12 protein-coding genes are annotated in these 12,660 nt (G+C 58.0%); 2 read left to right on the top strand and 10 right to left on the bottom strand.

The annotated features are described in order from the left end of the window. Nucleotides 1-292 precede the first annotated feature (292 nt). From ACYVHK_RS09160 to ACYVHK_RS09120, 9 genes are all read right to left on the bottom strand, one after another. Entirely contained in the window at nucleotides 293-760 is a 468-nt protein-coding gene (locus tag ACYVHK_RS09160; RefSeq protein WP_460530234.1) for an EVE domain-containing protein, read from the bottom strand. Between the two features lie 11 nt (nucleotides 761-771). Continuing rightward, the gene (locus tag ACYVHK_RS09155) at nucleotides 772-1,140 is read right to left on the bottom strand and encodes a VOC family protein (RefSeq protein ID WP_460530231.1); all 369 of its coding nucleotides are present in this window, start codon (nucleotides 1,138-1,140) and stop codon (nucleotides 772-774) included. A 143-nt stretch (nucleotides 1,141-1,283) separates the two neighbouring features. Beyond that, nucleotides 1,284-1,976: a helix-turn-helix transcriptional regulator gene (locus tag ACYVHK_RS09150; protein ID WP_460530228.1), complete on the bottom strand. Its 693-nt coding sequence runs from the start codon at nucleotides 1,974-1,976 to the stop codon at nucleotides 1,284-1,286. Nucleotides 1,977-2,038: 62 nt separating this feature from the next. Continuing rightward, on the bottom strand, nucleotides 2,039-3,196 hold the full coding sequence (locus ACYVHK_RS09145; RefSeq protein ID WP_460530225.1) for an FIST signal transduction protein: 1,158 nt from the start codon (nucleotides 3,194-3,196) through the stop codon (nucleotides 2,039-2,041). After that, entirely contained in the window at nucleotides 3,193-4,236 is a 1,044-nt protein-coding gene (locus ACYVHK_RS09140; RefSeq protein ID WP_460530222.1) for an HD domain-containing phosphohydrolase, read from the bottom strand. The genes ACYVHK_RS09145 and ACYVHK_RS09140 overlap by 4 nt, the downstream gene beginning before the upstream one ends. Beyond that, on the bottom strand, nucleotides 4,233-7,346 hold the full coding sequence (locus ACYVHK_RS09135; RefSeq protein WP_460530219.1) for an ATP-binding protein: 3,114 nt from the start codon (nucleotides 7,344-7,346) through the stop codon (nucleotides 4,233-4,235). The genes ACYVHK_RS09140 and ACYVHK_RS09135 overlap by 4 nt, the downstream gene beginning before the upstream one ends. Beyond that, complete coding sequence (locus tag ACYVHK_RS09130) at nucleotides 7,339-7,728, bottom strand: response regulator (RefSeq protein WP_460530217.1); 390 nt, start codon at nucleotides 7,726-7,728, stop codon at nucleotides 7,339-7,341. The genes ACYVHK_RS09135 and ACYVHK_RS09130 overlap by 8 nt, the downstream gene beginning before the upstream one ends. Continuing rightward, nucleotides 7,725-8,114 (bottom strand): Hpt domain-containing protein, encoded by a 390-nt coding sequence (locus ACYVHK_RS09125; protein WP_460530214.1) that lies wholly within the window; start codon nucleotides 8,112-8,114, stop codon nucleotides 7,725-7,727. Before ACYVHK_RS09125 ends, ACYVHK_RS09130 begins: the two co-directional genes overlap by 4 nt. A gap of 92 nt (nucleotides 8,115-8,206) precedes the next feature. Continuing rightward, entirely contained in the window at nucleotides 8,207-8,980 is a 774-nt protein-coding gene (locus tag ACYVHK_RS09120; RefSeq protein ID WP_460530211.1) for a response regulator, read from the bottom strand. Between the two features lie 96 nt (nucleotides 8,981-9,076). On the opposite strand from ACYVHK_RS09120, the gene ACYVHK_RS09115 reads away from it, so the two are divergent. Both ACYVHK_RS09115 and ACYVHK_RS09110 read left to right on the top strand, forming a co-directional pair. Then, complete coding sequence (locus ACYVHK_RS09115; RefSeq protein WP_460530208.1) at nucleotides 9,077-9,766, top strand: response regulator; 690 nt, start codon at nucleotides 9,077-9,079, stop codon at nucleotides 9,764-9,766. A gap of 228 nt (nucleotides 9,767-9,994) precedes the next feature. Beyond that, a complete protein-coding gene (locus tag ACYVHK_RS09110; protein WP_460530205.1) occupies nucleotides 9,995-12,031 on the top strand; it encodes a methyl-accepting chemotaxis protein in 2,037 nt (678 codons plus the stop codon). A gap of 77 nt (nucleotides 12,032-12,108) precedes the next feature. On the opposite strand, the gene crcB is transcribed toward ACYVHK_RS09110, so the two are convergent. Further along, a complete protein-coding gene (gene crcB / locus ACYVHK_RS09105; protein ID WP_460530202.1) occupies nucleotides 12,109-12,492 on the bottom strand; it encodes a fluoride efflux transporter CrcB in 384 nt (127 codons plus the stop codon). Nucleotides 12,493-12,660: the final 168 nt, after the last annotated feature.

The raw sequence follows: 12,660 nt of genomic DNA, 5'->3' as shown, positions 1-12,660 counted from the left end.
GATAGGCCTTGAATAGGCCACGCGTCCCTCTTCACGGTCGTGTGGTGAGGGAAAAGAACAGGCGGCCACAACGATGGACCGATTTATCGGTCCAGCGATGCCTATTCGGTAGCAAGTCCTGACAAGACACTGATCCGGTAGATATCAACAGGCGCTGCCGACACGCCGCTATGCATCACGATGGCCGCTGCTATGCCACATCTTCTGACTAGCCAGACGTCATGGTCTGTTCGCTGGCGTACACAGTGGGAAGGTGGGCTGGCTCCTCCTTCCACGCCGCCGCGATCCGGTCTCATTCGAGCCCCGGTAGCATCGGCATCCGTATTTCAGCGGCCGGAAGAGCTACGCCCATGCTATGGGCGATCAAGGTCACATCCGCTTCGTTGATGGCCAGCAAGCCAAAGCGCAGGGCGTAACCCCAGTTACGCTGGCCGGCACTGAAGCTCAGTCGGTCAAGTAGTGGCGCAATGGCGATCTGGCGGCCGGATAGCCAGCCTACGTTCCTTCGGCTAGGGCAAAAGCCATTCCCCATGTCGAAGGGGTAGGGAGTGCCCGGCTGGACGATGCCAATGGCTGTCAGCGACTGCAGCTTGTCCTTGCCACCAAAGGCCGTACTGGGCGAGTAGTACACCACCCGATCCCCGGGCTGGATGCGTCGCAGGGGGGCGGCCTTGCCGTGACAGACCTGCATGAAGCCGCCAGCGAGTCCGCGGCGGACATGATCCGCCGAGGCGACGGCCAACCAGTTCCGGGTGTTCATGGCGGTTCTCCTCAGAGGCTGGGTGCAAAGACACGCAAGCGATGCTGATCGGGGTCCAGCGCGACAAAGGTATAGCCGAAGTCCATCTCTAACGGCGCCTGCAGGATGCGCAGACCGCGTCCTTGCCAGTCGGCATGGAGTCGATCCACCTCATCGCGGCCTGTGACCGGAAAGCCGATCTCGCCACCACCCCCCAAGGTTGTGGCAGCGGGCTCCACCGTATGGCGCGACCACAGGCCGAGCTTGAGTCCGTTGGCTTGGACGAACAGTGCAAAGGTGGGGGAGGTCTCGACGGGCGCGCGGCCCAGCAGATCGGCGTAGAAACCGGCGCTGGTCGATGGGTCGTTGACGTACAGCAGGAGGTAGTTGGCTTGGGTCATGGTGTGTTCCTTCGTGCGGTCCAGTGGTTGGGATGACTGGATCGTACGACCCACTACTGACAGTTTCTGTCAGTAGTGGGCGACCTGTTGACCTGCTGAATTGGAGAGCGCCAGGTCGTTAGGAACCGTCTGGGCGAGGCTCCCTAGCGCGGCTCCGGCACGCCTTCGTGCTCGCGCCAGCGCTTCAGCAAAGCTTGGCGACGTTGCGGATATCGGGTTTCTAGCGCCTGCAACGCCGTAATGCGGTCGGTCCGGAAATGGCGCAAGGCCTCGCGCGTCTCGCACCAGGCGATCACGATGCGGACCTTGTCGAAGAAGCCCAGGCCGATTGGCCAGATGGTGCGTTCACTGGTCTGGCCCTTCAGGTCCAGATACTGGATATGCAGCTTGTGCTCGGCCCGTATTGCCTGACGGATCCTACTCAACTGCTGGTCCCCGGCCGATATCGCCTCTCCCGGCCCCACCAGCAGGGTGCTGGTGTCGAGCTCATGTCGCAGCTCCGGTGGCAGCACGGCCGATATCTTGGCCAGCGCATTGCGCGCTGCCTGGCCGAGCTTGTCGTCACCGCGTCGCGCCACCCAGCGCGAACCCAGTACCAAGGCTTCGATTTCTTCTTCGGAGAACATCATCGGTGGTAGCAGGAAGCCGGGCCGGAGCACATAACCAACACCCGGCTCCCCGTCGATGCGCGCGCCTTGCGCCTGCAAGGAAGCGATGTCCCGATACAGCGTGCGCAGGCTGATGCCCAGTTCGTCAGCCAGTGCCGCACCGCTCACCGGATAGCGATGGCGGCGCAGACATTGCGTCAGTTCCAGCAGACGTTCGGCGCGAGACAAGATGGAAACTTTCCAGGAGTGGTCAGCTTGGCATACAGCAATGCTGCCACAATTTGGCAGTATCAGTCTTTACCTTCGTAGATATGCGAAATCGTCATGGTCTGGTTATGCAAGGCGCTGTAGTAGGCGTCCGCACCACCTGGACCAATCTCTCCGTAGGAGTAAAAGCCCGCAAATGTAGGGTTGCCGCCGAGTTCGTCGCGAACCGCCTCCCATTCCTCCTCGCATCGATGGCCCATGACCAGCTTGCGACCCACGCAACTGACCATCAGCACCAACTCGTCCCCTTGGCCTCTCCGTGGTGCTGATGGCAGACGACGGGCGGCAACTTGTGCGCCATCAACCAAAGCATCAGTTGTCGCGTGCATCATCTGCAGGGTGTCTCCTTCCTTGACCTCACCCGCCAGTACCAGGCTGTCATCGTCTTCGTTGATACTCAATATGGTACGGATAATCGCGGGGCGGCCCTCGTGACCCAGCACCGCCAGTGGAAAGAGCAGGGCAGAGGCAGGCAGATCCTTCGCGTAGTCACCAAGATAATGCTTGTACATGGAAAGTGCGGGCTTGCCATCCAGCGTGTGCAGGATGTTCTCGTTAGCGCTCGTGACCAAACGGACCGGCCCTAAGGGCGTCCAGCCGCCTTCGCTGGCAGATTCGAGATGAAATTGCTTACCTCGAAAGCCTACTGCAATGATGTGGTCACGAGTAATCTCGCCATTCAGCAACTGCTGTGTTTCCTTGAATGCTGCGCCATCGCCCGCCAGGCCACCAAAGAGCTTGGCAGGTACAGGCAAGGAGTCAGATAGACCCCGTATCAGCGCACTGCCATTGATGCCTAGCCCGGTTGCCAGCAACAAAATGGCGTCGGGCTCAAAGTCCATCAACTGCTTGGCAAGTTGATGGCCTGCTTCCGCCGTTTGCGACATGGCGCTCAAGGGAGCACTTACAGCCTTGATGCAGGTCGAATCGAGTTGGATCGCGGTGACGACAATGCTGCCTTCTTCCAGGCCCATGTTGCTGATTTCTCCCGCCGTGGAGCAACCTGCAATAGTGGTTCCTTTTCGCCATTCCGTTTGATTGACGCCATCCAGACTGCCATTGTGAAAAGCTGCGGAACCTGCAAATACCAGCACAAGGTGCGGCTCCATGATACGAAGTGTTTCCAGCTCGCTAGGGGTACAGGCCTGTCCTGCCTGGAATACGCATTGCTGGATTTTCATATGAGTACTTCGTCCTGATAGCGCTCATGGATTTGCATGGCCTCGTCCAGGCAATCCAGAAAAGCGTCCACACAACGCGGATCAAAGTGCTTGCCGCGCTGGTCTTTCAGAAGCTGCAACGTCGCATCCAGTGTCCAGGCACGCTTATAGGGCCGATCAGACATCAAAGCATCGAATACATCGGCGACCGCAACGATACGCCCACACTCTGGTATGGACTCACCGGCAAGCTTATTGGGGTACCCCGTTCCATCGAACTTTTCATGATGGCTCAACGCAATTTGCGCTGCGAGCTGCAGCAGGGGCGCGTCGCTGGCAGCCAGCAGCTGATGGCCAATGCTGGGGTGGGTCTGCATCAGTATCAGTTCACCTTCATTGAGCCGACCCGGTTTGAGCAATACGGCGTCGGGTATGCCTACCTTGCCGATGTCGTGCATTGGCGCGGCCGTCAGCATCAGTTCCTGCTCGCTACTGCTCCACCCCAACTCGCGAGCGATGATTGCCGCATAGTTGGCCATGCGCATCAGGTGGGCGCCAGTCTCCGGGTCGCGCAGCTCGGCGGCGCGAGATAGGCGGACGATCATTTCCTTCTCCCGCTCGCGGATACTCGCCGTGGCCTTGGCGACCTCTTCTTCCAGCCAGCTTGCACGTTGCGCCATCGCCAATTGGCTGGCACGAAGTGACAGCATATTGCGGATACGGGCAACGAACTCATGGTTATCGATGGGTTTGGTCAGGAAGTCCGTTACACCAGCTTCCAGCGCCCGATATCGGACATCGGTTTCCTGGTTGGCCGTTACCATCACGATAGGGACTTCTCGCTGGTGAGGTTGTGCCCGCAGCATCTGCGTAAAGGTCAGCCCGTCGGGCTCCGGCATCATGTAGTCCACCACGACCAGGTCGGGACTGTTGGCGATGCACCATTTCAGCCCCTCGCTGGAAGCCTGGAACAAATGCGCCTCAATATCGGGCAAGCGTTTGAGGAGATGCTGGATCAGCAGCAAATTGGTTTGCGTATCGTCAATGACGGCGACTTTCATTGCACCACCCCTGTTTCCTCGAGTGCCGCACGGACGGCGGATATGAGCTCTGTGAGTGAATCATGAAGCTGCTCAGCTTGCAGCCAAGACGATGCTGGATCGTTGTCTTGCTGAAGCTGCTTTACCAGTGCCTGTGCGCGTGGACTCCAGTCTGGCGCGAAGTGGGCCACAATGCCCGCCAGCGTACTGAGGACCCTTGCCAGTTGCGCTTTGTCGTGCGTTGTCAGTGCTTGCTGAAAAAGGGCGGACAGCTTGCCTGCTTCGCCCACAAACGCCGCACTCAATGCCTGCCACAGTGCCGGGTCATTGCCGTACACCGATCGAGATACTGCGAGTTGCTCGGTGACGGATGCTTCGGTCCGACTTGCTACGGGCAGGTATTTGTCCAGGGCATCTGCCAGGGCTTGCCATTCAATGGGCTTGCTCAGATAGTCGTTCATGCCGGCAGCAAGGCAAGCTGCTTTGTCATCCATCATCGCGCGCGCTGTCATGGCAACAATGACGGGTTGCTTGGGGATCGCCATCTGGCGGATTTCTGCGGTTGCCTCCAGGCCACTCATATCGGGCATCTGGATGTCCATCAGGATCAGGTCGTAATCAGTCATCCGCACTTGTTCCAGTGCTTCTTCGCCGGAGCATGCGATGTCGAGGTGGGTGCAGCCGAGCTTCGTCAGCAAGCGTAAGGCAAGCTGCCGGTTGACGGCATTGTCTTCCACAAGTAACAGGCGGCCTGGGCGGGTCTTTCGTGTTTCACCGGCATGCAGGCGATGAGGCGGGATGACACTCTGTACATGGCCGAATAGCACCTGCAAGGCGTCGTCCAGTTCATGCTCAGACAGGGGCTTGTTCAATGAAGTCGTGTCTGCCAGCAAATAGGGCGCTGACGTATCCTTGATCGCACCCGGTTCTCTCAGCACCACGAGGTGGTTCTGAGCGATGCCATGATGGTTCATTGACTCATGAAGTCTTTGAGCCGCATCGGTGCTGCCATCGGGCGACAGCATGATCAGGTCGATCCGCTCATTGCGCCTGCCTGCTGTTTGAATGTGGGTACAGAGATCGTCGGTAGATGATGCGACATGGCAGGTGATGCCGCGTCGCTCCAGTCTCGCCTGCAGGTTCGCCCTCAGGCCCGGGTGTGATTCTTGCAGGAGCGCGACCTTGCCTGGGTGGACTATCGGCATTGCCACGGCAGCCAGGGGTACCGTTCCATAGGGCAAGGTGATGATGAAGTTACTACCCTGCCCAAGGACACTGCTCAAGCGTATCGTCCCGCCCATCTGTTCAACGATGCGGCGGCAAATCGTGAGCCCCAGCCCCGTGCCGCCGTAGCGACGAGTGGTTGAGCTATCCGCCTGTTCAAAGGCGCCAAACACCGAGGCCAACTTGTCCTCGGCGATCCCGATGCCTGAATCCTGGACCTGCAGCATGAACGCCGCCTTGCCCCCGAGCGTAGTGCTCGTCAGGCTGACGAGTACGGTGCCTTGCTCCGTGAACTTGATGGCGTTACCGATCAGGTTGGTCATGATCTGACGGAGCCGGACCGGGTCGGTGAGCAGTTGCGACGGCAGTGTCGGGTCTATATCCGCATAGATCACCAATCCCTTCTCCTGCGCGCGGTGGGCGATGGCCTTGAGGCAGTCATGGATCAGGTCGTCCGGCTGGACGACATCGGGGTGAATATCGAGATGGCCGGCTTCAATCTTGGAGAAATCGAGGATCTCGTTGATCACCGATAGCAAGCCTTCGGCTGACGAACGCGCGATGCGCAGAAACTCACGCTGCTCGTCGTCCAGTTCCGTATCCAATGCCAATTGGATCATGCCCAGTACGCCATTCATCGGCGTGCGAATTTCATGGCTCATATTGGCCAGAAAGTCCGACTTGGAACGGTTGGCGTTCTCCGCGGCTTCCTTCGCACGCGCAAGTTCCTGTGCATGCTGGTGGCTGGCCGTAATGTCGGTATGTTGGATAATCGTGCCGCCGTCACTGGTACGATGGTGATTGATCTGTATATGTCGCTCGCCTAGCTGGCGCTGGAAGGCGAACGCGGGCAATCGAATCTGCTCAAGACGTAAGGCAAGGTAGTCAGCCTCGCTGTACTGCGCACGCAGTGTGGCGTCATGCTGGTAGAAGGCTCGGAGAATATCCTCCATCGGCGTCCCCGGGGCGAGTGGTATGCCGAGGTGCTGATACTGGCTGCGCAGCTCTTGGTTTGTGATGCGTACCCGTCCATGTTCGTCGAGCATCAGCACCCCTGCATCCAGATTGTCGATAGCATCGAACAGACGAGTATGGGATGCCTTCAGGGCTCGCTCGGCTTCTCGCGTTTCGGTTACATCGTTCAGCGTGCCTGCTGTACCCAGCACATTGCCGTCATCGTCGAGTATCAGGCGGGCAAAGACATCGATCCAGCGATAGTCGCCCGCTTTGGTCAGGTAGCGTGCCGTAATATTGCAAGAATCCGCCCGCCGCTCGACGAGGGGAATGAACTCATCAAGGTAACGCTTGCGATCCTCCGGATGGACAAACTCCAGAAAGCTTCGACCTAGCGATTCATCAACCGAAAAGCCCGTTATCGCGTGCCAGGCTGGATTAAGAAACAACCATATGCCCTGCCAATCTGTCTTGAAGACGACTTCTTTCAGGCTGTTCACAACCCGCCTGTAGCGCTGCTCGCTTTCCTGCAGCTGCTTGCGGGTGACGGCGTTCTCATTGACCAGTTGACCTATCATGTTGGCGAAAAACTGCAGGTCGTCGCTCTGGTTGGGAATGGCTAGTAAATGCTGATCTTCAGTAAGGACATTGACCGCCTGCCGCAATTTATCCATGGCTTGCCGGTGCGCTGCAGCCTCGGCGCGTAGTTCAGCATTGCTTGCCATCAATTCGGCAGAAGACAGTTCCAAGCTACGAGTGCGAAGCGAGATGTCCCGCTCGAAATGCTCATAGCTCTCTCGAACCATCTGGACGAATGATTCCAACTGCGTCGCGTCGATGCCGGTTTCTTTGTTTGCATTGGCCTTGAAAGTAGCCAACAGTTGTCGCCAATCCGGATTGGCTGTGAGTGAAAAAGCTCGCCGTAGCTGCCTGGCCAGCAATGCATCAGACATGTGCCGGACCCTCGGTCCATTTCAATGCGCAAGCCAAAAGCGCTTCCTTGGATATTGGCTTGGTCAGCAGATCATCAAAACCCGTCGATAGCAGGACGGCCTTGTCTTCATCCAGGACATGTGCGGTGTAGGCGACCAATATGGGGCGAGGATCTGAAAAGAGTTCATGAATACGCTGGCAGACGTCCAGCCCTCCCATACCTGGCATGCTTAAGTCCAGCAATACCATCGCGAAGGGTTGGTTTGCGAGCAGTTCAAGCGCTTCCCGGCCACTGGCGGCTTCACTGACCCAGTAGCCTGCACGCTGCAACAGGAGTCGTGCTACGCGCCGATTGGTGTCGTCGTCATCCACAATCAGGACACAAGGTGGAATGGCGGTCATGCATCGCCCCCCTTCGGCGTAGGCGTGCTCTGTCGATTTTGCGCCACAAATCGCCGTAGATCGCACCCCAGGCCCACCATCTCACAGACCAAGGCATGCCAGGTGTCTTCAGGCGGCATCTCACCCGCGTCCAGTGCCTGCATGATCCATCGTTCGAGCTCCTGCCCCCGGCTTGCCTCAAACATGCCGAACGTCGTTCGTAACTGGTGCAGAACGCTACGGGCGGATTTGATGTCGCTGGCCACTGCGTCCGGTGCCAGCTTGGCAATTTGCGGGCCCAACTCCTTGAGGTAAGCATCCACCAGGGCGCTCGCGATGGCGGTATCCCCATCCAGCTTCTGCATGACCGCCGCGGGATTGAAGTACTGAAATGGGTCGAAAGCCATTATTGGCGTCCCAATTTACTGGTTGAGTAGGATGGTGGCCATGCTAGGCCGTTGGCTGCCTAGACACTACTGGGTCGCTACCTAGGTAGGCCCTAGTAGCACTCCTTGCTGCTCAGCTTTACGCGTAAGGCAGGGATAGCTAGTTGGAAGGCAGAAACCACCGCCGCGATAACCGCGTCTATGCTGCCTGCTGGACTCTGCGGATCCACGCTCAGTCCTTCCAGCAGACGTAGTCGATGTTGCAGGGCAAGCAGGCCGAACTGGCCACTCAAGCCGCCTACGGTATGGGCCATTCTGGCCAGCAGTTTGCGGTCAGCGGTATGCCATGCGCCCCGGAGTTGCTCCGGGAGCGTCCCCCACTCGGCAAGAAAGCTGTCCGCCAGCTCCGCCATCAGCTCCGCATCGTCGCCCAGTCGATGCAGGGCACTCTCGTAATCGAGCACCGGGACCAGGAACGTCGTGGGGGGGGCCGAGGCGGCATTCGGTTCGACTGGCTCGGAGACTCGGTTGATCACCTCGATCAGTTGGGCGAGCGCCAGCGGTTTGACCAATATGTCATCGAAACCCGCTGCACGTAGCGCCTGGATATGGTCCTCGTCGTCCGGCACGGTGCAGGCAATCCAGCGCCCCGGCTGATTTACGCGCTGGTCCTGATGGAGCGATAGGCCACTGCCATCTGGTAATTGGAGATCAATGATCAGGTGCGTTGGTTGATACTGAGTCAGCAGTTGGCGCGCCTCTGCGAGGTTGGTTGCCAGCAAGACCTGAGCGCCAATGTCGCCGAGCCAATACTGCAACAGGGTGCGATTGACGAGCGAGTCTTCCACCACCAGCACCTGCAACGGCGTGGTTATATTGACTGACATCAGTTTTCCTCCAGAACAGCGCGCATTCCCTTGTCTTAAGGTTTATGCTGATTCTCAACAGTTATTGTCTTATTCAATAGGTAGATAAATCGCTCCATGAATTTGCCTGAACCGATTTCCGTTCTTATTGCGGATGATCACTATCTAGTCAGAATAGGTGTCAGAGCGCTGTTGGAAAAGCTGCCCCGCTATGCGGTGGTTGGGGAAGCCGCCAATGCTGCCGAAGCCATGGCGTCCACGGCAACATTGAATCCCAGCGTGGTGCTGCTGGATATCGACATGCCTGATCAGTCTGGCTTGGAGGTCGCTGCGCGACTGCAGACCCTGCCAGTCGTACCCAAGGTCATCATCCTGTCGGCGCTGGATACGGCCGACGCCGTGCTGGGGGCACTCAAAGCAGGTAGTCGTGGCTATCTGGTCAAGGACTTGTTGCTCAACGAGCTGGAGCTGGCGCTGGATTCCGTTAGCCGAGGGGATATCTATATCAGTCCTCGCGTATCCCATCATGTGATAGCCGCGACGCTTTCAAGCCAGGCTGCTCTGGTTGACAGTGACGTGTCTGTACCTGATGGAGCGGCCCCACCCATCCTGACGGAACGTCAATCCGTTGTATTGACAGCGATCGCACGTGGCTTGAGCACCAAGCAGATTGCTCGTGAAATGGATATCAGTCCCAAGACGGTCGAATTTCATCGCTCACAGATCATAGAACGGCTTGGCGTGCGGGACGTCGCCAGCCTGGTACGCCGGGCGGCCAAGCTCGGTCTCGTCAATCTGGACGAATAGCGCTTGCCATAAGAGTGTGCGATCTCACTTCATGAGCCATATGACTGTAACCGGGAAGGCTGCGGTCTTTCCAAACGAGTCGGCGCTCTACGGCTAGGCACAGTCCTAGTACCAACCTAGGGGCCGACCTAGTTGTTACGCTTTCCATGAACATCAAGAATGTCGCCATCTCGAAGCTCGGCTGCGGTCGTTGCGGCCCAGTCCTTCGGCGCTATGGAGAACGTCATCATGTTAGACCGCCTTGTTCGGCCAGCCCGTGTGCTGTCCCGTTCACTGAACTTCAGACAGAAATTCCTGTTGGTGTTTCTGGTTTCTGTGCTTCCTGGCCTGGTGCTGCTTGTTATCGGTGCGCTTAATAACTTCGCCGAAATTCGTCGTGACAAGGTGGAAATTGCGGGAGCCCGATACCTCGAGGCGGTATCGCCGGTCGCCAAGGCATTTCGTGCACACCGTGCGGCGACTACCCGCATCATGACTGGTGACTCCTCTGCAGACGAGGCCTTGCAAGCATCGGCTTCTGATGCCGATCAGGCGTTAGCCAAGCTTCTGGTGTTACCAGCCGAAATAGAGTCAGCTCCCCAGTTACGCGGAAAAGTTGAGAGCTTGCAGAGTCGGTGGCGTGAGCTGAACACAGGTTGGCGCAAGTTGGGCGCAACAGAGAGCTTCAATGCACACAGCGCTTTGATTGGTGAAATCAACGAGTATCGGCACCACGTCGCGGGCGATACGGGCTTGCTGTTGGATCCTGAAAGCTCTGCGTATTACCAGATGGTGATTTTGACCGATGATTTGCCCGCATTACGTGAAGGGCTGGGCAAGGTTAGAGGCATGCTCACCGGACTCAAAGCAGAAAGTGCCGACCTAGCGTCCCGCCTTGGCAGGGTCGATTTGCTGATCAATGATGTGGTAATGCGTTCTGCCGAACGGGTGGACAACAATCTTGAATTGCTCGGTGACCAATCACCGCAGGACTTGAAGGCCGTGGCCAGTGGTTGGACCACGGCCAAGCAGGAAATTGACAATCTTCGATCTGAGATCAATTCGCAATTGCTACAGCGGCAGGTCGCGCCTGCCGACGGCAAATACTTCTATGATCGGATCACGCTGGCTCTGGATCATCTGAGCCAATTTGATAAGTCCATGCTCAAGCGCCTGACCGAGGAAACCTTGGTTGGCCGTCTAAAGGTGGAGCAACAGGCGTTGATGTTGCGTGTGGTCGTTGGCTTGTCGGTAATGGCATTGGTTGGTTGGTTGATCATCGGGTTTGCCCGCGATATTGCCACGCGTGCCGATATCCTGAAGCAGGGTATGAAGTTGATTGCTGATGGTGACTTCACCCATAGCATTGACCTTGCCGGTCGCGACGAGCTTTGCCAGGTTGGCCATAGCGCCAATGAGCTGATGGCCAAACTCAGTATCAGCATGCGGAATATTCAACAGGGCTCTGCTGAACTGATGGATGCCGCGTCCAGTATTGCCAGTGCCAGTGGCCAGGTCGCCAATACCACGCACGAGCAAAGTAACGCTGCGGCGGCCATGGCCGCTGCGGTGGAGCAATTGACGGTGAGTATCGGCCTGATGGCTGAAAGTGCTGGCGAGGCGCATTCCTTATCTGACGATTCTGGTCGGACTTCGTCCGAGGGTGGCTTGGTCATCAACCAGACTGTTGAGAGTATCGAACTGATCGCACAAAGCGTGCGGGAAGCATCGGGCAGTGTATCCGCACTGGGGCGCGATGCGGCGGAGATTTCCGGCATCGTCATGATCATCAAGGATATTGCCGGACAGACCAATCTGCTGGCGCTGAATGCGGCCATCGAAGCAGCAAGGGCTGGCGATGAGGGACGGGGCTTTGCTGTGGTGGCGGATGAAGTACGCAAGCTGGCGGAACGCACTGCCAGCTGCACACAACAGATTGCGCAGATGATCGACCGAATACAAGCGGGTACCAATGGCGTGGTCGGCGGTATGGAAACTGGCGTTGGACACGTGGAACGCGGTGTGGAATTGGCTGGCCAGGCTGGCCTTGCCATTGAGCGGATTCGCGAAGGGTCAACGGAAGTGATCGGGGCAGTATCCGAGATCACCAATGCGCTCAAGGAACAGTCTGCCGCTGCCCACCAAGTTGCCACCAAGGTCGAGGCCATCGCCTTGATGTCGGAACAGAACAGTCAGGCTGCGGAGTCGTCGGCCGCAACGGCCGAGCAATTGCGCGCGCTGGCGCAATCACTCGAACGCCAGGTCAATATCTTTAAATTTGCCTAATTCAGCGATAGTCAGCGACTGGCTATCTTAAGACTCTGGCTGCTGGATCGGCAGACCAGGGTCCTTCTAGCTGGTGTTCAGTGCGCCTTGAGCGCTGACACAGTTGCCAAGCCCAGCATGGTCATCAGCAGCGACCCCGCTACATGTAAGCTGATGGCCGTCATGGCAGGCAATAGGCGGTCCTGCTGGATCAGGGTCACCACTTCTGCTGAGAAGGTCGAGAAGGTCGTGAGCCCACCAAGGAAGCCGGTGACGATCAGCAGTCGCCACTCGGGCGAGAGATCGGGGTGATTGGCAAAGTAGCCGACGGAAACGCCGATCAGGTAGCCGCCTATCATGTTGGCGAGCCAGGTGCCCGGCGGGATGGCCGGATAGAGATGGTTGAAGCGGGTGCCCAGCACCCACCTCAATATGGCCCCGAGCGAAGCTCCGATGCTGATGGCGAGTAGGGCGCGAATCATGGCTTGACCCTGATGTGGGGCTGCTGCCAGTCGGTACAAGGATGGGGCTGTTGTTTCGCCATGGGCCAGATGCAGGGTCGGATGGTGGTCATGCTTGTCTCAGAGAGAGGGGTCGAGCAAACCCGGACAAGCAGGGAGGGCAGTACAAACACCTACACCTCCCTGGCC

The sequence above is a fragment of the Chitinimonas naiadis genome (assembly GCF_054780835.1).
This window is presented reverse-complemented; position numbering and strand designations above follow the sequence as displayed.